Annotated in this window: 21 protein-coding genes; 10 read left to right on the top strand and 11 right to left on the bottom strand. The window is 66.1% G+C overall.

Going from position 1 to position 22486, the window contains the following annotated elements; all coding sequences use genetic code 11:
• Window positions 1–29 precede the first annotated feature (29 nt).
• From BRADO_RS27625 to BRADO_RS27600, 6 genes are all read left to right on the top strand, one after another.
• The gene (locus tag BRADO_RS27625) at window positions 30–1295 is read left to right on the top strand and encodes an efflux RND transporter periplasmic adaptor subunit (protein ID WP_244422901.1); all 1266 of its coding nucleotides are present in this window, start codon (window positions 30–32) and stop codon (window positions 1293–1295) included.
• A complete protein-coding gene (locus BRADO_RS27620) occupies window positions 1292–2518 on the top strand; it encodes an FtsX-like permease family protein (protein ID WP_012029494.1) in 1227 nt (408 codons plus the stop codon). The genes BRADO_RS27625 and BRADO_RS27620 overlap by 4 nt, the downstream gene beginning before the upstream one ends.
• A complete protein-coding gene (locus BRADO_RS27615; RefSeq protein ID WP_041757023.1) occupies window positions 2511–3194 on the top strand; it encodes an ABC transporter ATP-binding protein in 684 nt (227 codons plus the stop codon). Before BRADO_RS27620 ends, BRADO_RS27615 begins: the two co-directional genes overlap by 8 nt.
• A 374-nt stretch (window positions 3195–3568) precedes the next feature.
• A complete protein-coding gene (locus BRADO_RS27610; RefSeq protein ID WP_012029492.1) occupies window positions 3569–4861 on the top strand; it encodes an adenylosuccinate synthase in 1293 nt (430 codons plus the stop codon).
• A 36-nt stretch (window positions 4862–4897) separates the two neighbouring features.
• Window positions 4898–6538: a hypothetical protein gene (locus BRADO_RS27605; protein WP_012029491.1), complete on the top strand. Its 1641-nt coding sequence runs from the start codon at window positions 4898–4900 to the stop codon at window positions 6536–6538.
• 54 nt (window positions 6539–6592) lie between these two features.
• Window positions 6593–7030 (top strand): DUF5413 family protein, encoded by a 438-nt coding sequence (locus BRADO_RS27600; protein ID WP_012029490.1) that lies wholly within the window; start codon window positions 6593–6595, stop codon window positions 7028–7030.
• A gap of 23 nt (window positions 7031–7053) precedes the next feature.
• On the opposite strand, the gene BRADO_RS36035 is transcribed toward BRADO_RS27600, so the two are convergent.
• On the bottom strand, window positions 7054–7242 hold the full coding sequence (locus BRADO_RS36035; RefSeq protein ID WP_371259372.1) for a GCG_CRPN prefix-to-repeats domain-containing protein: 189 nt from the start codon (window positions 7240–7242) through the stop codon (window positions 7054–7056).
• Between BRADO_RS36035 and BRADO_RS35920 the strand changes: the two genes are divergently transcribed.
• On the top strand, window positions 7220–7351 hold the full coding sequence (locus tag BRADO_RS35920; protein ID WP_256374570.1) for a hypothetical protein: 132 nt from the start codon (window positions 7220–7222) through the stop codon (window positions 7349–7351). The two genes, BRADO_RS36035 and BRADO_RS35920, sit on opposite strands and share 23 nt — an antisense overlap.
• Here BRADO_RS35920 and BRADO_RS27595 read toward each other — a convergent pair.
• Window positions 7348–7593 (bottom strand): hypothetical protein, encoded by a 246-nt coding sequence (locus BRADO_RS27595; protein WP_244422900.1) that lies wholly within the window; start codon window positions 7591–7593, stop codon window positions 7348–7350. The two genes, BRADO_RS35920 and BRADO_RS27595, sit on opposite strands and share 4 nt — an antisense overlap.
• Before the next feature lie 259 nt (window positions 7594–7852).
• Here BRADO_RS27595 and BRADO_RS27590 point away from each other — a divergent pair, with 259 nt between their 5' ends.
• A complete protein-coding gene (locus BRADO_RS27590) occupies window positions 7853–8812 on the top strand; it encodes an AraC family transcriptional regulator (protein ID WP_012029487.1) in 960 nt (319 codons plus the stop codon).
• 60 nt (window positions 8813–8872) lie between these two features.
• Complete coding sequence (locus tag BRADO_RS27585) at window positions 8873–9424, top strand: DUF4112 domain-containing protein (protein ID WP_012029486.1); 552 nt, start codon at window positions 8873–8875, stop codon at window positions 9422–9424.
• 88 nt (window positions 9425–9512) lie between these two features.
• On the opposite strand, the gene BRADO_RS27580 is transcribed toward BRADO_RS27585, so the two are convergent.
• The 3 genes from BRADO_RS27580 to msrA all read right to left on the bottom strand — a co-directional run bounded on the left by BRADO_RS27580 (window position 9513) and on the right by msrA (window position 11399).
• Window positions 9513–9797 (bottom strand): hypothetical protein, encoded by a 285-nt coding sequence (locus tag BRADO_RS27580; protein WP_170323255.1) that lies wholly within the window; start codon window positions 9795–9797, stop codon window positions 9513–9515.
• Window positions 9798–10201: 404 nt separating this feature from the next.
• Complete coding sequence (msrB, locus tag BRADO_RS27575; RefSeq protein WP_012029485.1) at window positions 10202–10612, bottom strand: peptide-methionine (R)-S-oxide reductase MsrB; 411 nt, start codon at window positions 10610–10612, stop codon at window positions 10202–10204.
• Between the two features lie 70 nt (window positions 10613–10682).
• The gene (gene msrA, locus BRADO_RS27570; protein WP_012029484.1) at window positions 10683–11399 is read right to left on the bottom strand and encodes a peptide-methionine (S)-S-oxide reductase MsrA; all 717 of its coding nucleotides are present in this window, start codon (window positions 11397–11399) and stop codon (window positions 10683–10685) included.
• Between the two features lie 241 nt (window positions 11400–11640).
• Here msrA and BRADO_RS27565 point away from each other — a divergent pair, with 241 nt between their 5' ends.
• Complete coding sequence (locus tag BRADO_RS27565) at window positions 11641–13332, top strand: caspase family protein (RefSeq protein ID WP_012029483.1); 1692 nt, start codon at window positions 11641–11643, stop codon at window positions 13330–13332.
• 1296 nt (window positions 13333–14628) lie between these two features.
• Here BRADO_RS27565 and BRADO_RS27560 read toward each other — a convergent pair.
• From BRADO_RS27560 to napA, 6 genes are all read right to left on the bottom strand, one after another.
• Window positions 14629–15975: an IS1182-like element ISBrsp2 family transposase gene (locus BRADO_RS27560; RefSeq protein WP_012029481.1), complete on the bottom strand. Its 1347-nt coding sequence runs from the start codon at window positions 15973–15975 to the stop codon at window positions 14629–14631.
• Between the two features lie 217 nt (window positions 15976–16192).
• Window positions 16193–17350, bottom strand: coding sequence for a polyphosphate kinase 2 (gene ppk2 / locus BRADO_RS27555; protein WP_012029480.1), 1158 nt, complete (start codon window positions 17348–17350; stop codon window positions 16193–16195).
• A gap of 102 nt (window positions 17351–17452) precedes the next feature.
• Window positions 17453–18562, bottom strand: a complete 1110-nt coding sequence (locus tag BRADO_RS27550) for an ATP-dependent RecD-like DNA helicase (RefSeq protein WP_012029479.1) — start codon at window positions 18560–18562, stop codon at window positions 17453–17455.
• A gap of 277 nt (window positions 18563–18839) precedes the next feature.
• On the bottom strand, window positions 18840–19502 hold the full coding sequence (locus BRADO_RS27545) for a NapC/NirT family cytochrome c (RefSeq protein WP_012029478.1): 663 nt from the start codon (window positions 19500–19502) through the stop codon (window positions 18840–18842).
• Complete coding sequence (locus tag BRADO_RS27540; protein ID WP_041757763.1) at window positions 19499–19969, bottom strand: nitrate reductase cytochrome c-type subunit; 471 nt, start codon at window positions 19967–19969, stop codon at window positions 19499–19501. The genes BRADO_RS27545 and BRADO_RS27540 overlap by 4 nt, the downstream gene beginning before the upstream one ends.
• 5 nt (window positions 19970–19974) lie before the next feature.
• Entirely contained in the window at window positions 19975–22479 is a 2505-nt protein-coding gene (gene napA, locus BRADO_RS27535) for a nitrate reductase catalytic subunit NapA (protein ID WP_012029476.1), read from the bottom strand.
• Window positions 22480–22486 lie beyond the last annotated feature (7 nt).

Genomic DNA, 22486 nt, shown 5'->3' with positions numbered 1-22486 from the left:
TGCGCCGGGCGCCATCTGTAATGACGGACATGGTCGATCAAGCCGCAGCCCTCCCGCGCCAGAGCAGCAAATCCTCTTCGAAGGTCTGGTCCGCGCTTGTCGCGCATCGCTGGTTCATTCTCGCGGTGATCCTGCTGCTCGGCCTCGGCGGCTGGCAGAGCGTGCGTGTCATGCTCGGCCCGGCGGTCGTGGTCGATCAGGTGCGGAGCGGTGATCTCGTCGAGACGGTGGTCGCCAGCGGCCATGTCGAGACGCCGTTTCGCGTCGAGATCGGCAGCCAGATCACCGGCACGGTCGATGAGGTCCTTGTGCTCGAAGGCCAGCGCGTGACCAGGGGCCAGCCGCTGATCTCGCTGGAGTCGCGCGAGCTCAAGGCCGCGGTGGTCCAGGCGCAGGGCCAGGTGGCGCAGGCCGAAGCGCGGATGCGCCAGCTCGCCGAATTGACCCTCCCGTCGGCTAAGGAGGCGCTGCGCCAGGCCCAGGCGACGCTGCTCAACGCGCAGCAGACCTACGACCGGACATCGCTGCTGACGGCCAACGGCTATGCCACGCGGGCCTCGCTCGACGAGGCGCAGAAGACGCTCGACATCGCGCTGGCGCAGGAGCGCGCGGCCGAATTCCAGGTCTTCACCGCGAGCCCCGGCGGCAGCGACTACGTCATGGCGGAGACGCAGCTGAATCAGGCGCGCGCCACGCTCGACACGGCGCAGTCGCGGCTCGGCTATGCGACGATCTCGGCGCCGCGCGACGGCGTGCTGATCACGCGCAATGTCGAGAAGGGCACCGTGGCGCAGCCCGGCAAGGCGCTGCTCGTTCTCGCGCCCGCCGGCGATGTCCAGCTCGTGCTGCAGATCGATGAGCGCAATCTCGGCAAGCTGGCGCTGGGGCAGACGGCGCTGGCCTCGGCCGATGCCTATCCGGACAAGCGTTTTCCCGCCGTGCTCAGCTACATCAATCCCGGCGTTGATCTCTCGCGCGCCTCGGTGCAGGTCAAACTGATCGTCAAGGACCCGCCGGACTATCTGCGCCAGGACATGACGGTGTCGGTCGACATCGAGGTCGCGTCCCGCAAGGATACGCTGGAGCTGCCCGTCCGCTCGGTTCATGATCTCACCTCCGGGCAGCCCTGGGTGCTCGGCGAGAAGGACGGCCGCGCGGTCAAGCGCCCGGTGCGCGCCGGCATCCGTGGCAACAGCCATGTCGAGATCGTCGATGGCCTGAGTGCCGGCGACATCGCGGTGCCCGCCAGCTCCGGCCTCGTCACTGGCCAGCGCTTCCGTCCGGTGCTGCCGTGAACCGCTGGCTGCCGTTCGAATGGGTCGCGGCGGTGCGCTTCCTGCGCGAGGGCCGGCTGCAGACCCTGTTCATCATCGGCGGCATCGCGATCGGCGTCGCCGTGATCGTGTTCATGTCGGCGATGCTCGCAGGGCTGGAAGCCAACTTCATCAAGCGCGTGCTGACGTCGCAGCCGCAAATCCAGTTGCTGACGCCGGACCAGGTCGCGCGGCCGCTGCGCAACGGCAATCGCGTGATCGAGGACGCCACCGTGCAGCGGCCGAGCCAGCGCGTGATCTCGATCGACCAATGGCCGAAGATCCGCGCCCAGATGCTGGCGATGCCGGAGATCACCGCGGTGTCGCCGACCATCTCGGGCTCGGCGCTCGCCATTCGCGGCGACGCCAGCCGCGCCGTGACACTGTCCGGCATTGAGCCGGAGAGCTATTTCGCCATCGTGCGCGTGCCGGACTATATCGTTGCCGGCGAGCCGCGGCTGAGCAGCGAGGACATCATCATCGGCATCGAGCTGGCCAAGGATCTCGGTGCCGTCGTCGGCGACAAGCTCAACGTCCAGGCCGCTTCCGGCGCCAATCGCGTGCTGACCGTGACCGGCCTGGTCGACCTCGGCAACAAGGGCGTCAACCAGCGCGCCGCCTACGTCGCGCTGCGCACCGCGCAGTCGCTGCTCGGCATGATCGGCGGCGTCACCACCATCGACATCACCGTGCAGGACATCTACGCAGCGGAAGACATCGCGCAGCGCATCCAGGCCGCCAACCTCGTCAAGGCCGACAGCTGGATCAAGACCAATGCGCAGTTCTTCGTGGCCGTGCGCGCGCAGGAGACTTCGAACACGCTGATCCGCGTATTCGTCGCAATGTCGGTCGCCTTCGGCATCGCTGCCGTGCTCATCGTCTCCGTCATCCAGCGCTCGAAGGAGATCGGCATTCTCCGGGCGATGGGCACCTCGCGCGGCCAGATCCTGCGCGTGTTCCTGCTGCAAGGCGGGCTGCTCGGCTTCATCGGCTCGCTGTTCGGCGCCGCGCTCGGCGCCGGCGCGCTGATCTACTGGCATGCGGTGCAGCGCCAGGCGGATGGATCGGAGTTGTTCCCGCTCATTCTCGAGCGCCGCCTGTTCGTCATCACGGCCCTGCTCGCGACGGTCACGGGATTGCTCGCGGCGACCGCGCCGGCGTTGCGCGCGGCCAAGCTCGATCCGGTGGTGGCGATCCGTGGCTGAGGTGATCCTGCGGCTGGAGAAGGTCTGCAAGGCCTACAATGTCGGTCTCCCGACCGAGACCGAGGTGCTGCACGACATCGATCTCGAGGTCGATCGCGGCGAGTTCGTCGCGCTGATCGGTCCGTCCGGATCGGGCAAGAGCACCTTGCTCAACATCGTCGGTCTGCTCGACCGGCCGACCTCCGGCCGGCTCACGATCAAGGGCCAGGATATCGCATCGCTCGGCGATACCGAGCTCACGCACCTGCGCGGGCACACCATCGGATTCATCTTCCAGTCTCATCTGTTGATCTCCGCCTTCACGGCCAAGGAGAACGTGATGATGCCGCTCCTGGTTGACCGCGGCTTTCCGAGCGCGGAGATCGAGGCGCAGGCGGGCAAGCTGCTCGACCAGGTCGGCCTGGCGAAATTTGCCAACCATCTTGCGAGCAACATGTCGGGCGGCCAGCAGCAGCGCGTCGCGGTCGCGCGCGCGCTGGCGATGAATCCCGATCTGGTGCTGGCGGACGAGCCGACCGGGAATCTCGACAGCAAATCCGCGGAGGCGGTGTTCGAGCTGATGCGGGACGTCAATCGGACGGTCGGCACCAGCTTCCTGCTCGTGACCCACAACCTCGATCTGGCGCGGCGTTGCGATCGCATCATTGAGGTTGTCGACGGCCGCATCCAGACCTGAGCCAGTGTCCATGGTGCGCGGGACCGCCGAGATCATGGCCGCCACCGTAGATTCGCCGCCGTTCCGGTGCTCAATGCGCGCACCCGGGAGCCAGCGCCGTCAGAAGCGCCGGCCGGGTCGTCCGATCCGCAGCCGGGGCGGCATGAAATTTTGGGGCTTATCAAAGGCTTGGTGGCGCCGTTGTGTGCCCCGAGGGCCCGTTCTTGCTTGCCTAGCCCGGCGGCTTCCTTTATCCGGTGGGTCGCCTCGCAAGCGAGCGGTCCCGGCCGCGATTTGGGCTGGGCGCATGGTTGGCCAGGCTGGCCCCTCATCGGAAGCGATATCGACCGAGCCGATCGTGCTGTTTTGGATCTTGGCAGAGGAAAGAGCTGCGAATGGCTAACGTGGTCGTCGTCGGCGCCCAATGGGGCGACGAGGGGAAGGGCAAGATCGTCGATTGGCTCTCGGAGCAGGCCGACATCGTCGTGCGCTTCCAGGGCGGTCACAACGCCGGTCATACGCTCGTCATCAACGGCGCGACCTATAAGCTGGCGCTGCTCCCGTCCGGCGTGCTGCGCTCCGGCAAGCTGTCGGTGATCGGCAATGGCGTGGTGTTCGATCCGCAGGCGTTCCTCGACGAGGTCGGCAAGCTGCAGGCGCAGGGCCTGATCATCAGCCCGGACAATCTGCGCGTTGCCGAGAACGTCACGCTGATCCTGCCGCTGCATCGTGAGCTCGATGCGCTGAGGGAATCGTCCAACACCGGGACTGCCATCGGCACGACCCGCCGCGGCATCGGTCCGGCCTATGAGGACAAGGTCGGCCGCCGCGCGATCCGGCTGATGGATCTCGCCGATCTCGATACGCTGCCGCACAAGATCGATCGCCTGCTCGCTCATCACAACGCGCTGCGCCGGGGGCTCGGGCTGGAGCTGATCGACGGCGCCGAGATCCTGCGCGAATTGACGGCGGTGGCGCCAAAGCTGTTGCCGTATGCGGAGACGGTTTGGCGGCTGCTCGACATCAAGCGCCGCGAGGGCAAGCGCCTGCTGTTCGAGGGCGCCCAGGGCGCGCTGCTCGACGTCGATCACGGCACCTATCCTTATGTGACCTCGTCCAACACGGTTGCGGCGCAAGCCGCGACCGGTGCCGGCCTGGGCCCGGGCGCGATCGGCTACGTGCTCGGCCTGTGCAAGGCCTATACGACTCGCGTCGGCCAGGGACCTTTTCCCACCGAGCAGGATAACGAGACCGGCCGCAAGATCGGCGAGCGCGGCCGTGAGTTCGGAACGAATACCGGCCGGCCGCGTCGTTGCGGCTGGTTCGACGCCGTCCTGGTCCGCCAGGCGGTGCGGACCTGTGGCATTAACGGTCTTGCGCTGACCAAGCTGGACATTCTCGACGGTTTCGACACCATCGAGGTCTGCACCGGCTACAGGCTGGACGGCAAGGAGATCGATCATTTCCCGGCAGGCGAAGGTGCCCAGGCCCGGGTCGAGCCGATCTACGAGACCATCGAAGGCTGGAAGCAGCCGACGGCGAACGCGCGCTCCTGGGCCGATCTGCCGGCCCAGGCCATCAAATACGTCCGGCGCATCGAGGAACTGGTGGGTTGCCCAATTGCGCTGCTTTCCACCAGTCCCGAACGCGAGGATACTATCCTGGTCCAGAATCCCTTCGAGGCGTGAGGGGACCCGACAGCGCAGCCCGCGAATTGAGTTGATATGGCCGACTACTACCCGCTGATAGCCCGCGCCATTGCCGGATTGGACCCCAACGCTCCCGGCGAAAGCCGGCGCGCGCTTTACGAGCGGGCTCGGGCGGCGCTGATCGCGCAGCTGCGCAGCGTCCAGCCGCCGCTCAGCGAATCCGAGATCACCCGCGAGCGGCTGTCGCTCGAGGAGGCGGTACGCAAGGTCGAGGCGGAAGCGGCTCAGCGCGCCCGCGAGGCGCAGCGGGCCTCCAGCGGTGCAGCCCGTCCCGGCGATGCGCTCCGGCGGGCCGGCGCGCGCAACCCGGAGGCTCCGGCGGCTCCCGCAGCTGAGCCCGGCGCGACGCCCGAGCCGGCCACAGCCCCAGTTCCGCGACCCCGGCCAGCACCGGCACCGGCTGCACGGAACGATCGTCCGCCTCTCGGCCCCGAGCCGGCGGATTCCAAGCCGGTGCGTCCTGTCCGCCCCGAGGCGCCGCCCCCCGCTGCCGCTCCCACGACGCCATTGCGGCCCCAGCCAACCCCCGCCGGTATCTCCGACGTGCCGCCGGTGCGCGAGCGTCCGGCTGCCCCGCGCCGCGCGCCCGATGCCAATGGTTCGGCCGCCGCGACGCCCTCGATGCGCGGTTTCCGCGATATCACCGCTGACGTCGATGATCTCGGCAAGGCCACGGCGCAGGCCAACCGCGCCGCGCGCAAGACCTACGCCAACGTTCCGGCGACGGATCTCGATCGCCTCGAGGACGATGACGACCGTCCGCCGCTGCCTGCCGAGCCGGCCTATTCCTACGACGAATCGGTTCAGGAGGCGGAGCGCTACGCGGTGCCGGCCACCGCATCGGCCCGTTCGCGGGCGGGCGGCGAGCGCGAGGCCAAGAAGAAGTCCGAGCGCAGCGGTTCGACTTTCCCGTTCAAGGCGGCCATCGCCGCCGGCATCGTGCTGATCCTGGTCGGCGCGGGCATCCTCTGGGGCCGTCCGCTGGTCGGCGCCGTCAGCGGACTGTTCAAATCGAACTCGACAGTCGAGGCGCCGAAGGACACTGCCGCGCCGCTTAGCAAGCCCAAGATCACGGACCGTGTCGGCCAGTCGCCATCGTCGGACCAGATCGCGCCGGTGGCGCAGAAAGTCGTGCTCTACGACGAGGATCCGGCCGACCCGAAGGGCAAGCAATATCTCGGCTCGGTGGTCTGGCGCACCGAGCAGATCAAGGCCACGGGCACACAGAAGGCCGACATCGCCGTGCGCGCCGACATCGAAATCCCGGATCGCAAGTTCAAGATGACGATGTCGTTCCGCCGCAACACCGATACCTCCCTGCCGGCGAGCCACACGGCCGAGCTGACCTTCATCCTGCCGCAGAATTTCGACGGCGGCGGCGTCGGCAACGTGCCGGGCATCCTGATGAAGTCCAACGAGCAGGCGCGCGGCACGCCGCTGGCGGGTCTCGCCGTGAAGGTCACCGACGGCTTCTTCCTGGTCGGCCTGTCCAACGTCGACGCCGACCGGACGCGCAACGTGCAGCTTCTCAAGGAGCGCTCCTGGTTCGACGTTCCGCTGGTCTACAGCAATCAGCGCCGCGCGATCATCGCGATCGAGAAGGGAGCGCCCGGCGAGCGGGCGTTCAACGACGCCTTCGCGGTGTGGGGTGACTGACCGGACGGCAGGTGCCTCGCGCGGTCGGCGGATGAGCGGGGCAGGAGGTTGGGCATGAAGCGTTATCTGATCTTCGTCGCAATCGGCCCCGCGCTGGGCGGCTTCGCGCTGCTTCTGGTGACCACCTACCTGTCCGGCTACTGGGCCAACACCGACGCGGGCGAGGTCGCCAAGCTGTTCAAGGTGTTCGTCACCTCGCTGCAATACTCCTATCTGTTCGGCTTCCTGCCGGCGCTGATGATGTGCGCCATCGACGATATCCTGTTCCACGTCCGGCGGATCGGGCCGGTGCTGCGGATGCTGATCGTGGGTGGCATCGCTTTCCTGCTCGCCGGCTTCAACTATGCCTCGCACGGCTCCGAATATGGCGTCCTGCAGTGGATCCTGTATGGGCTGGTCGGCTTCATCCCGGCGACGGTGTCGTCCTGGCTGGTTCACCGGTTCGTCGAGGAGCCGCTGCCGGCGGCGGTCGCTGAGCCGCCGGCCGCGTAACGCAATCGGGCAAGCCGATCGGTCTATTTCCCATTGCCACGGCAGCCGCCGCCGGGCCCGATGTGATAGCCCCGCGGACAGGCGTGAGCCGCGGGGTTTGCCCAGTTGCGCCGGCAGCCCCCAAAGGGGCCCCGATGGAAGCCGCGGCCGCATCCGCCAGCGACCTGAATGATGTGAGCGGACGATCCGGTGTCGATCACCGCCAGCGGCATCGCCGATGCGCTGGCGGTGAGGGCGCCCAGGATCAGGCTTGCCGACAGGAGCGAGCTGGAAAGGATTGTTCGCATCGCTGATCTCCTTGGTCTGATCGTGAACGGCTAGCCGCCAGCCGCAAAGGCGATGCCGGCGCGAACCTCGGCGATCGCCTGGTCGATCAGCCCGATCGCGCGCTCGCGGTGGCCGCCTTTGTTCGGGGTGGCCTGCACCAGCTCGGCCCGCGCGGATTGCAGCAGCGTGATGCTCTCGGTCATGTGCGGCTGCGCGCCGAGGGCGTAGCCGATCCCGATGCCGGCCGTGAGGGCGGCGCCGAGGCCGAGTTTGCGGGCAGCGGAAGACATGGTCATCTCGATCTCTCCTCGCACTGATAGCTATCGATTGGGTTGGATGGAGGCCGCATGCATGCTGGCGTGCGTCCGTCGGCATCCGTAGTTGAACCTCCGGCCGTCGTCTTGGACTCATCAGCATCGAGGGCTGCATGATTTGGACTGGTCGGCGCTCTGACCCCGGCTTTGCCGGCCCTTGATCTTTCAGCGGCCGTTCATCCCGCCGCTGCCACATTGATCGCGTTGCTTTTGGCTTTTCATTTTTCCGGATCAGATTTCGATGACCATCGTCAGGAAAATGCTGTCTACCGACATGCTGCCGAAGGCGCTCGACGACAGGCAGCGCTTCTTGTGCTTTGCGGAATTGTTCGAGCATTTCTCCAACACCGGTGAGCTCGATCCCGCCGAGGACGTGCCGTTTCGCGCTGCGATGAACGCCATCCACATCGGCACGACGCTTCTCGGCCGCTGCGACGGCACTTTTACGCGGGTGAGGCGCGAACGGCGCCAAGTGCTCGCCACCAATGACGATCGCTATTGTCTGGCGCGCAACGCGGGCCACCGCGAGGCGATGGTCGTTCATCGGGGCCGCGAGTTCGTTCTGCGCCCCGGCGCGATGGTGCTGCTCAAGCTCGACGAGCCGTTCTTCAGCGCCGATGGTGCGAGCCACAAGCGCTTCGTCAACGTGCATCTGCCGATGGTGACGCTGCGCTCGATGGTGCCCGGTGTCGACGATCTGGTCGGCCGGGAGTTGGAGCCGGGCGGCGCGCTGTCGCTGGCGATGGACTACAGCGAGCTGCTGCTCGCGCGTCCGACTGCGGCCGACGAGGCGGGCACAGCCGTTGCGCAGCATCTGCTCGATCTGGTCGCGCTCGGCCTCGGCGTGCGCGGCGAGGTGATGCATAAGGCCCGGCGCGGTGGCCTGCGCAGCGTTCGCCTGAGTGGCGTGCTCGCGATCCTGAACGAGCGCTTCGCCGAGCCGGATTTCTCGGCGCAGAAGCTGGCGACGGCCGCGGGACTGTCGGAGCGCTATGTCAACGATCTGCTCTACGAGGCCGGGGCGAGCTTCTCCGCCCGGCTCAACGAGCTCCGGCTGCGCAGGGCAATGGACCTGCTCGCCGACGGCGAGCGCCGCGTCAGCGATATCGCCTTTGCCTGCGGCTTCAACGACCTGTCCTATTTCAACCGCTGCTTCCGCCGCCGCTTCGGGCTGACCCCCACTGCAGCGCGGGGACGTTAACGGCCCGGCGGCGGTTCGACGCAACTTGTGGCCTGCCTCGCGCGTTGCCATCTCATGGCCATGCAAAACCAGAGCTCCAATTCCCCCCGCCGGACAGCCGGACGTGCCCAGCAGGCGCATTTCGACGCCAAGGAGGCGCGCGGGCCGATCATCGACCAGGACGGACGGGAAATCCCGCAAGGGCCGTTCCGGTCCTCGTTCAACGCCGCCTTCGTCGGCCCCGGCGGCGTGCGCTTCGACTTTCAGGGCGCCAACCCGTTCGGCAATCTGACGCGCGAGCAGCGGATCGCCCGGCTCGAGGCGGTGGCGAAGCTGCTCGACGTCGCCTTCGTCGTGCCCGGCACCAATATCCGCTACGGCCTCGACGGCATCATCGGCCTGATCCCGGTGGTTGGCGACCTGATCGCGACTGCGCTGTCGCTGTGGCTGGTACGCGAGGCCCGCGCGCTCGGTGCGCCCTGGCACGTCATCACCCGCATGCTCGGCAATGTCGCGGTCGAGGGTGTGGTCGGCATGGTGCCGGTGGCCGGCGATGCCTTCGACGTGCTGTTCCGCGCCAACATGCGTAACGCCAAGATCCTGCGGCGGTGGCTGGATACCCAGCCTCGGTGAGAACGCGCGAAAGCGGATAAAGGGACCCCCAGAAAAAAACTGCCCCGCGCTGGGCGGGGCAGGGTGTCGTCGGATGATGTGGCTGCCGTCAGGCGGCATCGGCGTCGGGCGCCTTGTCCACCGCGCGGCGCGGCAGCGGGAACGCCTCGCTCTCATACAGGGTGCGGATGCCGTTCTGGTCGAACCGGGCCTCCTCGACCTGCAGATAGGCGCCATTCAGCGAGTCCGCCGGCAACTCCTCCATGGCGAAGCGCACGGCTTCGGCCGCGGTGCCGAACCGCCGATAGGCGAAGCCCGCCCGCTTCTTCTTGCGAATGGCGGCGGGAAACAGTTCGGCAGAGGTGTTGAAGTTGAACGGACGCATTGGACGCATGGTCTGAGACCTCTTCTTGTCGGCTAAGAGCGCTGACGCGAGCTTTCGAACGATCAAGCTTGGCAATGACGCCAGCGATTGCGGGTGTGGAGGGCGGTCATCTTGCCGCTCCAGGCGGCCCAGCCCTGCATGTCAGTTACGGACCCTAATATAGGCCGATTTGACAGAAATGCGAATCCCGCCCGGTCACATCGTAAATCCGGGTTGCCCAGAGCTCGTTTCAAATATCCCATATTTTCAATAACTTAATTGCTCTGCAACTTGTGAATGCAGGGGAGCCGCATGCGCTCAGCGAAAATCTGGCGTGCTGTGGCTGATTTTGACCCGTCGCGCCCCTCCTTCAGGGCCATGCAGGCCCTCCGATACCATCAACGGAACGGTACCGGAGGGCGAGCGGAAGTGGCTCAGCGCGGCTTCAGTTTCAGTGCCGCCGAGTTGATGCAGTAGCGCAGACCGGTCGGTCCGGGCCCGTCCGGGAAGACGTGGCCGAGATGGCCCGAGCATTTCGAGCACAGCACCTCGGTGCGAACCATGCCATGGGTATAGTCGGTCTCCTCGTCGATGTGGCTCTCGGCCGCCGGCTGGGTGAAGCTCGGCCAGCCGCAGCCGGAATCGAACTTGGCATCGGACTCGAACAGCGTCTGGCCGCAGCCGGCGCAGACATAGGTGCCCGCGCGGTGCTCGTGCTCATATTCGCCCGAAAACGGGCGCTCGGTCGCCTTTTCGCGCAGCACGGCGTACTGCATCGGCGTCAGGTCCTTGCGCCACTCGGCCTCGCTCTTGACGACCTTGTCGCTGGTTTTCGTGTCGCTCATCTCTTCGTTCCTCCGGCGGACCCAAAGTGATCCACCCCTGTCGTTGTGCTGATCGGGCAGGAGGCGGCGCTCAATTCGTCGCCTTGGCGTCCCTGACCAGCGTCGGCTTGTCGATGTAGTTCTCGGCGAAGATCTTCTTCAGATTGTCGATCTTCGGCAGGTCGTTGTAGGCAATATAGGGCTGGTTCGGGTGCAGCGTCAGGTAGTCCTGGTGATAGTCCTCAGCCGGGTAGAACGCCTCGAGCTTGCCGACCTTGGTGACGATCGGCTTGCCGAACACCTTGGCCTTGTCGAGCTGGGCGATATAGGCCTCGGCGACCTTCTTCTGCGTCTCGGACGTCGTGAAGATCGCGGAGCGATATTGCGTGCCGGTGTCGGGGCCCTGGCGGTTCAGCTGCGTCGGGTCATGCACCACGGAGAAGAAGATCTGCAGGATCTTGCCGTAGGAAACCTTCTTCGGGTCGAACTTGATCTGCACCGACTCGGCATGTCCCGTGCTGCCGGTCGACACTGTGCGATAGTCGGCCGTCGCCTTGGTGCCGCCGGCATAGCCTGACACCGCGCTGATCACGCCGGCGGTGTGCTGGTAGACGCCCTGGACGCCCCAGAAGCAGCCGCCGGCGACAACCGCGGTTTCGAGACCGTCACTGGCCGGCTGGTCCTGCGCCGGCGGCGGGATCACGACCGCCTCTTCGGCGGCATGCAGCGGCTGCCAGGCCAGGATCCCGGCCACCGCGAGGGCGCCGAGCACGGCTGTCTTGATGAAATGGGAGCGGGTGAGGCGCATGTTCGATCCTCGGTCTGGTTGTCTGTCTCGTTTTGCCGGCCGAAAGACTGGCCCGGCCGATCCTGTGTCGCAAGATACGTTGCATCCCCGGCGGCGTTACGGGGCCGGCCACACGACTGCGTGAACGCCGGTCGCTCCCCGCGGCGGGCACCAGTGCCCGGCCCGCTGGCCCTGCTCGAACCGGAGCGCTATTCGTTCGACCAATCGACGTCCACAGCTCCGATCGAGATCCGCCGCCCCGATGTCCCGCCTTGCCTCGCTGCTGCTCCTGCTTGTTTTCGCCGCGCCGGTTGCCGCCGGCCCGCTCCTGTCCGACGACCTCGTCAACTGCCGCAACCGATCGGCGGACGGCAATAGCCCCGCCCCGCCGCGGCTGGATGCCTGCGAGCGGCTGCTCGCCAGCGGCAACCTGACCGGCAAGGACCTTGCCGCCGCACTCGAAGTGCGCGGCAACGCCGCGATCAGCAGGCGCGACTACGACAAGGCGATCAGCGCCCTGACCGGTGCGATCGCCGCCGATCCGGACAATGCCGGTCTCTACGACCGGCGCGGCGTCGCCTATTGGCGCAAGGGCCAGGATGACCTCGCCATCGCCGATTATGCGGTGGCGTTGCAGAAGCGGTCGAACTATGCCGCTCCCTACAACAACCGCGGCGTGATCTTCTTGCGACGCGGCGCGCTGCAGAGCGCGCTCGATGATTTCAACGCCGCGGTCCGGATATCGCCCACGATGTATGTCGCCAGGGCCAACCGCGGCCGGGTGCGGGCGATGATGAAGGATTTCGAGGGCGCGTTGGCCGACTTCGCCGAGGCCGACAAGATCGATCCCGAATCGACCCAGGCGGCGACCTATCGCTGCGACGCGTTCAACGCGATGGGCAAGTTCGACGACGCCATCGCCAACTGCAACGCCGTGCTCGCCAGCCTGTCCAAATCGCAATACGCGCTGAACAGCCGCGCCGAGGCCTTCATCGCCAAGGGCGATCTTGGCGCCGCGCTGAAGGACCTGAACACCGTGCTGGCGCTCAACCCCAACAATGTCCGCGCCCATGCCGATCGCGGCCAGCTGTTCGAGCGCCGGCGTGATCTCGCCCAGGCGCGCGCCGACTACCGTTCGGCGGCGTTCGCGCTGACGCCGTTCGACGAGATCGACGTGGTGAACGCGCGCAAGCTGGCACAGGACCGGCTCGCGGCGCTGAGCCCGCAGGGCCCGGGCGCCGCCGCAACGGTGCGTCGGGTTGCCCTGGTGGTCGGCAATGGCGACTACAAATCCGTGCCCGCGCTGCCGAACCCGCCGCGCGACGCCAAGCTGATCGCCGACACCTTGCGCGGCCTCGGCTTCCAGTCGGTCACGCTCGCCAACGACCTGTCGCGCGACAAGTTCTTCGAGGCGCTGCGCAGCTTCGAGGCCGAGGCCGAGAAGGCCGACTGGGCGGTGGTCTACTACGCCGGCCACGGCTTCGAGATCGGCGGCGTCAACTATCTGGTTCCGGTCGATGCAAGGCTTGCGGCCGACAAGGACGCGGAGACGGAGGCGGTCGCGCTGGAGCAGGTGCTGGCCGCGGTCGGCGCCGCGCGCAAGCTGCGTCTCGTCATTCTCGATGCCTGCCGGGACAATCCGTTCGCGCCGACGATGAAGCAGACGCTGGCGCTGAAGCTCGTCGACAAGGGCTTCTCCAACATCGAGCCGGGCGCCGGCATGATGGTGGTCTACGCCGCCAAGCACGGCGCCACCGCGCTCGACGGCAACGGCACCAACAGCCCGTTCGCGACCGCGCTGGCCAAGGACATCAAGGAGCCCAGGGTCGAGATCCGCAAACTGTTCGACATCGTCCGCGACGACGTCTGGGCGGCCACACAGCATCAGCAGCAGCCCTTCACCTACGGCTCGCCGCCGGGCCGCGAGGATTTCTTCTTCGTGGCGGCGAAGTGAGCGATGTGCGGTTGCTGCATATTGCATCCGGCGCAATTGAGACGGGTGATACCTGCGCCATCCTCCACTGTCGTCCCGGGCTTGACCCGGGACCCATACTCCGCGGCGGGAGTGGTGGAATCGAGATGGCTGACGTTCGCGCGCCACAGCAACGCTGGTGGTTATGGGTCCCGGCGTTCGCCGGGACGACGCTGTTAGTTGCGGCGCGACCGTGCCAGACATGATTGCTGTTCAGACGTGACTACTCATTCTCGCGACCTGTCAGCCCGAGTGATGCTTGATCCTCGTCCCTCCAGACATCGGAGGGCGCAGGGAAGGCCGGGTGCCGACCGGCACCCGTGGTCCGCGTGCAGCAAATAAGCACGCGGCAGAACCACAGGTTCAGCCGGACCATCCCGGCCTTCCCTGCGCGATGGTGTTAACGCTTATACGTGCTCTCCCCGGGGACCGGCTGTCTTGCCCCCGTCACGGGCGGATCATCACCGCCCGCTTGGCCTCGGCGTCGGGAGGCCAGGACCACACGCTTTCGCCGTCCGCGCCATGCCGTTCGTCCGCGGGCCTTCGCCCGCTGCACCACGCCGCGTCCACCGCATCCCCGGCCCCACGTTCGTGACGATCGCGAAGCGCCCCTCCTGGCGGGCCGGGATGCGCGGAAAGGTGCCAGTGATTTGCCCGACGATGCAACGCCCGTCGGGATGCGACAAAGTAACCCGACGGGCAAAAGGGAATTGCAGCGTGCGGCGCTGAACGACCTGAAATGGTTTGTAGACGACCGCTGTATCTGCGTCACTCGCTGCTCATGACTGCGCCCTCTCCCCGTGCGGGAGAGGGCATGCACGACCTATCCACGCATGGGGTTGGGTGAGGGGTATGTTCCCACAAGCTCGGCTCGCGGAGGCATACCCCTCACCCAACCGCCTATGCCGCGCTGTCCTCCATGCCCTCTCCCGCAAGGGGAGAGGGCATGGTCATGCGCAGCGCGACAGGATCGGTCATGCACGCTCGTAGCCGACAGGAACTAATCAGTTCATTGATATCGAACCCGTCTTCGCCCTCCCGAGCGCAGCGAAGCAATCCAGAGTCCCGCCCACCACTCTGGATTGCTTCGCTGCGCTCGCAATGACGCCGTGGCTGGGATCGGGCGACGCCGTTCAAGCCGAATCGTAGAGCTTGTGAGCCAATTTGAGTTCAGGGCTGAGTTTGCGACGAGGGGGCTGTCGCCGCGGGGATAGCCGTTGTGTGCGGCTCTGTGCGGCGGATTGTCCCGGAGGATCCCTCGGATGCCGCTATCGGCGGCTATGATGCTGCTTTTTGACAGGCGATGAGGTGCAATCCTTGCAGAAGGTTGTTGGTGAACGCGTACCAGCTCACGACGGCGCGAACCTTGTCGATGCCGCGTACCGTCACTTGCCGGAGGTCCCAGTTGCGCCAGCGGGCGTGGATGCATTCGCACAGCGAGCGGAGCTGATACTGAGCCTTGCCGGCTTCGCTCGCCATGCGCGCTCGCCAGGCCGCCACACCAGGGCCATCGGTATCTCGGGGCCGATAAGGATCAACACCGCTTTTTTGCGAGCGCGGCGGACAGTAGATCTCGATGTTCTGGCCATGCGCCCATTCGATGTCGTCGCCACGGCAGTATCCGCCATCGACGAGGTAGCGCCTGGGCAGGCGTTGCAGCTTGTCGCGCAGCCGCTCCAGCATCGGTCGCATCAGGCCGCCGTCTGATCCGTTGTTGTCGATGTCGATTGCGACCACGATCATCGCGGCAGCAGCACTGACGACCTGCACGTTGTAGGCGGGACGGAAGCCGGCATCGGCCATCTTCATCCGCCGCGCCTGCGGATCGGTGGTGGAGGCCCGAGGCTCCTTCGGCTTCTTGCCGTTGCCGCCTTTTTCCTCGAGCTTCTGGCGCTTGCGCTTGATCTCCTCCAGCGCCGCCTGCGCCGCTTCGACCTTCTGTTTATGCTCGCGTGCGGCGCGCTCACGCGCCGCGCGGATGCGCCGGTTGCTGGCTTCTGGATCTGCATCGACTTCCCGCTTGAGCTCTTCCACCACCTCCGTTGCTTCCGCCAGCTTCTGCTGCAGCCTCGCTTCGCGCCGGAACGAGCTGGCCCCCGCATTGGCGCGGATCCGCACCCCGTCCTGTGCCAGCGTATCGAGATCGACCAGCCCGGCCTCGCTCAACGCCGCCAGATGTTCGCTCATCAGGCGGTCGAGCACATCGGCACAGCCGACGCGGAAGTCCGACAGCGTGTGATAGTTCAGCGATACCCCGCCACACAGCCAGCGATAGGCATCATGGCTCTCGCACAGGCGATCCAGCGCCCGAGCACTGCCGACGCCGTCGCTGGTGGCATAGAGCCAGAGCGCCAGCAAAAGGCGTGGCGACGGTGCCGGATGACCAGGCCTGTTCTCCCGCGCCTTCACTCGGTCTTCCAACTCGCTCAGGTCGAGCGTCTCGACATAGGTCCAGATCATCCGCGCCGGATGATCCTGCCCGATCAGGCTGTCGATATCGACCGCGCGCAGCTCGACCTGGTTGCGCTCCGGAACCCGCAGACGAGGCGCACCCTTCGGAAGCTCCCGCGCTTTGGGACCCGACTGCTCCGGCAATCCATCGAAAAGCTCGTCCTTAGCCATCATGACCTCCAGCAAACCGCTCCGCTTAGAGAATCATAGTCAGCGAGAACAGGCATCGAAAGATTCACAGCCTCGTAGGGTGGGCAAAGCGGCCGCCGCAGGCGGCTGCGTGCCCACCGCCGGGCGGTGTGCTCGCGTCGAGATGGTGGGCACGGCGCCATTGCGATTGTCCGGGTGGATTGGACGGGTTCGCGCCTTTGCCCACCCTACGAAATCAGCGTCAGCTCGCATGCTCCTCGCGTTCGTGGATGACGCTGGCGCGGCCGACGATCAGGTCGTCGACATGGCCGATGCGGGAGACGTCCTTGCCGGCATAGGGCAGGGAGTGCAGCACGCAGCGCATCGCGTTCAGCCGGGCGCGCTTCTTGTCGTCGGACTTGATCACGGTCCACGGACAGTCGGCGGTGTCGGTGGAGAAGAACATCGCTTCCTTGGCGCGGGTGTAGTCGTCCCATTTGTCGAGCGATGCGGTGTCGATCGGCGACAGCTTCCACTGCTTCAAGGGATGCGCCTCGCGCTCCTTGAAGCGGCGGCGCTGCTCGTCGCGGCTGACCGAGAACCAGAACTTGATGAGATGGATGCCGCTGCGCACGAGGTTGCGCTCGAACTCCGGCACCTGGCGCAGGAACTCGTCATACTCGGCTTGCGAGCAGAAGCCCATCACGCGCTCGACGCCGGCGCGGTTGTACCAGGAGCGGTCGAACAGCACGATCTCGCCGGCGGTCGGCAGATGCTCGACGTAGCGCTGGAAGTACCATTGGCCGCGCTCGACATCGCTCGGCTTGTCCAGCGCCACGACGCGGGCGCCGCGCGGGTTGAGATGCTCCATGAAGCGCTTGATGGTGCCGCCCTTGCCGGCGGCGTCACGGCCCTCGAACAGCAGCACCAGGCGCTGGCGCGCGTCCTTCATCCAGTTCTGCAGCTTGAGCAGCTCGGTCTGCAAGATGAATTTCTGCTCCTCATAGTCCTTGCGGTACATGCGGTGCTTGTAGGGGTAGCCGCCCTGGCGCCAATTGTCGGCAAGCTCGTCCGAGGTATGGCGCTTCTCGCGCTTGATCTCGCGGCCGTCGATCAACGCCTTCATCAGCTTGGCGTCGTCTGGTGCGGCGCCGTCGAGCATGGCCTTGACCGGAGCGCTATTCGCGTCGAGCCGCGGCGGTCCGTTCAGCACGGTCTCGAAGGCCGACAACTCGGTGATCTGCGCCGCCTGCATCGATTCGTCGATAAGCGACTGCGCGATCGGATCGAGCTTCGCGGCGGATTGCTTTCGTACGACTCGCGCCGTGGCGCTCGCGTGCCCGCCATTGGCCGCCTTGCTCTTGGTCTTCTTGGTATTTGCCATGCGATTCCGCCCCGCCTGCTGGTAATGTACAGACATGTGAATCGTTTTTTATCCGCCAAGCGCAGTGCGGCAGCTTGACCTGGATCAACGGGTCGCAGGCTTTGCGGGAACAGGGCGGGCAGGGCGATACCGCCAAGGTTAAACGACGATGGACAACCGCTTCGCAGCGCGCGTGATGCCGGTGTAGAGCCAGCGGGCGCGGGCTTCCTGGAAGGCAAAGCTTTCGTCGAACAGCACGACGTCGTCCCATTGCGAGCCCTGCGACTTGTGCACGGTCAGCACATAGCCGTAGTCGAACTCGTCATACGGCTTGCGCTGCTCCCAGGGGATGTCCTCGATGCCGCCGGCGAAGCATTCGCCGCGCACCGAGACCTTGGTGACCTTGCGGCCGAAATCCTCTTCGGGTGCCACCCGCATCGTCACGATCTTCGACTTCGAGGTCGCGCGCGACTTCACCCGCCACAGGCCGCCATTGAACAGGCCCTTCTTGCGGTTGTTGCGCAGGCAGACCAGCTTGTCGCCGGCGACCGGCAGCGGCTCCTCGATGTCGAGGCGCTGGCGGAAGCGGTTGTTGTAGGCGCGGCGGGTGGCGTTGCGGCCGACCAGCACCTGGTCGGCCTCCATCACACGCGACGGATCGAGCTCGCGGCGCTCGACCACCTCGCTCTCGCCGTAGCGGCCGATGTCCAGCGTGTTGCCCTCGCGCACGTCCATCGACATCCGCACGATCGGATCGTCCTGCGCCTGGCGATGCACCTCGGTCAACATCACGTCGGGCTCGCTGTCGGTGAAGAAGCCGCCGCCCTTGACCGGCGGCAGCTGCGCGGGATCGCCGAGCACCAGCAGCGGGCAATCGAAGGAGAGCAGGTCACGGCCGAGATCGGCGTCGACCATCGAGCATTCGTCGATGATGATCAGCTTGGCCTTGGAGGCCGGCGCATCGTCCCACAATTCGAAATTCGGCTGCTCCTCGCCGCTCTCCTGGGCGCGATAGATCAGCGAGTGGATGGTGGAGGCGTTGTCGCAGCCCTTGCTACGCATCACCAGCGCCGCCTTGCCGGTGAACGCGGCGAACTTGACCTCGCCGTCGACGCCCTCGGCGATGTGGCGGGCGAGCGTGGTCTTGCCGGTGCCGGCATAGCCGAACAGCCGGAACACCTGCGGCGTGCCGTTCCGGCCGGGCTTTTCTTTCAGCCAGTCACCGACGGCCTTGAGGGCGGAATCCTGATGCGGGGAGAAGGTGGTCATGGCTCACGGAAAAGGAGCCGCGGGGCGACTCGGGACATTCCGTGAACCTAAGGGCTGTTTCGGCGAGATCAAGCTGGAATGGGTGCAGAGGCGATTCTGACGAAAGAGCCGAGACAGCGCCTCATGCGCGGTCCGCCCCCCTCCCCCTTGCGGGGAGGGGTCGGGGGTGGGGGTCCCAGCAAAGACTGCCCGTGTGGACCCCCACCCCCAACCCCTCCCCGCAAGGGGGAGGGGAGTTGACCTCGCGTGTGGCGAAAGTTCGCCAACTCAGAAGAACCTACTGCCAGCCCGGGACGCCGCGCATGTCCGGAAGGTGGTGCGCGATGCCCTTGTGGCAGTCGATGCAGGTCTTCTCGCCGGTGAAGAGGAAGCGCTGGTGGGCTTCGACGGCGCGGGGCGACTGCTTGGTGATGTCCATCGACTGCGCGCTGTGGCAGTTGCGGCATTCCAGCGAGTCGTTCGCCTTGAAGCGTGCCCATTCGTGCAGTGCCAGCTCCAGCCGTCGACCAGTGAACTTCTCGCGGGTGTCGATCGAGCCGAACAGGTGGCCCCAGACCTCCTTCGACGCCTGCATCTTGCGCGCGATCTTGTCGGTCCAATTGTGCGGCACGTGGCAGTCCGGGCAGGAGGCGCGGACGCCGGAGCGATTGGAGAAGTGCACGGTGGTCTTCAACTCGGCGAACACGTTGTCCTTCATCTCGTGACAGCCGGTGCAGAATTTCTCGGTGTTGGTGATCTCCAGCGCGGTGTTGAAGCCGCCCCAGAAGATCACACCGGCGACGAAGCCGGCGAGCACCAGCACGCCGAGCCCGAAGATCGAGCTCGGCTTGAGCAGCACGTCGATCAGATCGAGCACGAATTGCCAGGTGCGTCTGACGAGGCCGAGGCGTTTCTCGGGGACCGGCGCTCCCGTCCCCCGCGGGATGTCGGCGCTGCTCATCGCTTGGCACCCGGCTTGTCGTGCGACAGCACCGTGTCGATGTCGACGAAATCGTTGCTGACCGGCGGGGTGGCGACACTTTGCGACACATGGCACTGCGTGCAGAAGTAGCGCCGCGGCGACACCGAGGCCAGGAACTGGCCGTCACGGTCCATGAAGTGGGTGATCGACAGCATCGGTGCCTTCGATTCCGCAGTGCGCGCACGCGCATGGCAGGACAGGCATTTGTTGCCCTGCATGTCAACCTGATAGCCGTCGATGGAGTGCGGGATCACCGGCGGCTGCTCCGGATAGTTGCGCACCTCTCTCTCTGCGGTGTTCTTGGTCGGCTGCATCGGCGGTGCCGGGCCTTCGTCATTGAGCGGTGTCGGGCCGCGCAGCGACGACGAGACGCTCTGGGCGAGCAGGGCGCTCGAGCCGGCCGCCAGGCTGGCCGCGAGCAGCATCATCGCAAGTTTCTTGATCATGTCGGTCACACCCGCTCGATGCGCACGGCGCATTTCTTGTAGTCGGTCTGCAGCGAGATCGGATCGGTGGCGTCGAGCGTCACCTTGTTGATCAGCTTGGATTCGTCGAACCACGGCACGAATACGAGCCCGCGTGGCGGCTTGTCACGGCCGCGCGTTTCGACGCGGGCGCGGATGAAGCCGCGCCGCGAGGCGACTTTCACTTCATCGCCGCGCCGCAAGTTTGCCTCCTGCGCATCGTCGGGATGCATGAAGCAGACGGCTTCGGGGAAGGCCTTGTAGAGCTCGGGCACGCGGCGCGTCATCGTGCCGGAATGCCAGTGCTCGACGACGCGGCCGGTCGACAGCCAGAACGGATAATCCTTGTCGGGCGATTCCGCCGGCGGCTCGTATGGCAGGGCGAAGATGCGGGCCTTGCCGTCCGGGAAACCGTAAAACTGCACGCCGGTGCCGGCCTTCACGTAGGGGTCGGAGCCTTCGCGGAAACGCCAGCGCGTCTCCTTGCCGTCGACCACGGGCCAGCGCAGGCCGCGCTCTTTGTGATAGGCCTCGAACGGCGCGAGGTCGTGGCCGTGGCCGCGGCCGAACGAAGCGTATTCCTCGAACAGGCCCTTGTGGACGTAGAAGCCGAACGCCTTGGATTCGTCGTTGGCGTAGCCCGGCTCGATCTGGTCGAGCGGGAATTTGTCGACTTGGCCGTTCTTGTAGAGCACGTCGAACAGCGTCTTGCCGCGCACGTCGGGCTTCTTCGCGATCAGCTCCTCGGGCCAGACGTCCTCGATCTTGAAGCGCTTGGAAAACTCCATCAGCTGCCACAGGTCGGAGCGGGCCTCGCCCGGCGCGGACACCAGCTGATGCCAGAACTGGGTGCGGCGCTCGGCATTGCCATAGGCACCTTCCTTCTCCACCCACATCGCGGTCGGCAGGATGAGATCGGCGGCGAGCGCGGTGACCGATGGATAGGCGTCGGAGACGACGATGAAATTGTCGGGGTTGCGGAAGCCTGGATAGGTCTCTTCGTTGGCGTTGGGGCCGGCCTGGAGGTTGTTGTTGACCTGCACCCAATAGGCGTTGAGCAGGCCGTCCTTCAGCATCCGGCTCTGCAGCACGGCGTGATAGCCGGGCTTGTCGGGGATCGTGCCCTCCGGCAGCTGCCAGATGTGCTCGGCCTTGGTGCGATGCTCCTTGTTGGTGACGACCATGTCGGCGGGCAGCCGGTGCGAGAAGGTGCCGACCTCGCGCGCGGTGCCGCAGGCCGAGGGCTGGCCGGTCAGCGAGAACGGACTGTTGCCGGCCTCGGCGATCTTCCCCGTCAGCAGGTGGATGTTGTAGACGAGGTTGTTGCACCAGACGCCGCGGGTGTGCTGGTTGAAGCCCATGGTCCAGAACGAGACCACCTTGGTCTTCGGATCGGCATAGAGCTCGGCCAGCGCCTGCAGCCGGTTCAACGGCACGCCGGACATGTCGGCGGCCTTCTCCAGCGTGTAGTCGGACACGAACTTCGCATACTCGTCGAATGAGATGTCGGTGGCGTCGTTGGCCTTGGCCGCGCCGGTCGCCTTCTTCTGCAGCGGATGCTCGGGCCGCAGGCCGTAGCCGATGTCGGTCTGTCCCTTCTTGAACACGGTGTGCGCCGACACGAAGTCCTTGTTGACGCGGCCTGTGGAGATGATGTGGTTGGCGATGGCGTTGAGGATGTAGAGGTCGGTCTGCGGCTTGAACACCATGCCGACATCGGCGAGGTCGAACGAGCGGTGCTCGAAGGTCGAGAGCACGGCGACCTTGACATGCGGCGCCGAGAGCCGTCGGTCGGTCACGCGGGTCCACAGGATCGGATGCATCTCCGCCATGTTGGAGCCCCACAGCACGAAGGCATCGGTGGCCTCGATGTCGTCGTAGCAGCCGGCCGGCTCGTCGATGCCGAAGGTGCGCATCATGCCGGCGACGGCCGACGCCATGCAGTGCCGCGCATTGGGGTCGATGTTGTTGGTGCGGAAGCCGGCCTTGAACAGTTTTGATGCGGCATAGCCTTCCCAGATCGTCCACTGGCCCGAGCCGAACATGCCGACGCCGGAGGGGCCGCGCTTCTTCAACGCGTCCTTGAACTTCAGCGCCATGACGTCGAAAGCTTCGTCCCATGACACGGGTGTGAACTCGCCGTTCTTGTCGTATTGGCCGCCTGTCTTGCGCAGCATCGGATGCGTCAGGCGGTCATGGCCGTACATGATCTTCGACAGGAAGTAGCCCTTGACGCAGTTGAGGCCGCGATTGACCTCGGCCTTGATGTCGCCGTGGGTGGCGACGACGCGGTTGTCCTTGGTGGCAACCATCACGCTGCAGCCGGTGCCGCAGAAGCGGCAGGCGGCCTTGTCCCATTTCAACTCGGTCGCTTCGCGCTCGGTGACGAGGTTCGCGGCACGCGCGACTGTGGGCATGCCGGCGGCGGCCGCGGCAATGGCGGCGGCTTCCAGCTTCAGCAACTGGCGGCGATCGATCTTCGGTTCGGTCATGATGATC

The sequence above is a fragment of the Bradyrhizobium sp. ORS 278 genome (assembly GCF_000026145.1).
Classification (GTDB): Bacteria; Pseudomonadota; Alphaproteobacteria; order Rhizobiales; family Xanthobacteraceae; genus Bradyrhizobium.
The sequence above is the reverse complement of the archived record's forward strand: the minus strand, read 5'-3'. Positions and strand labels throughout refer to the sequence as shown.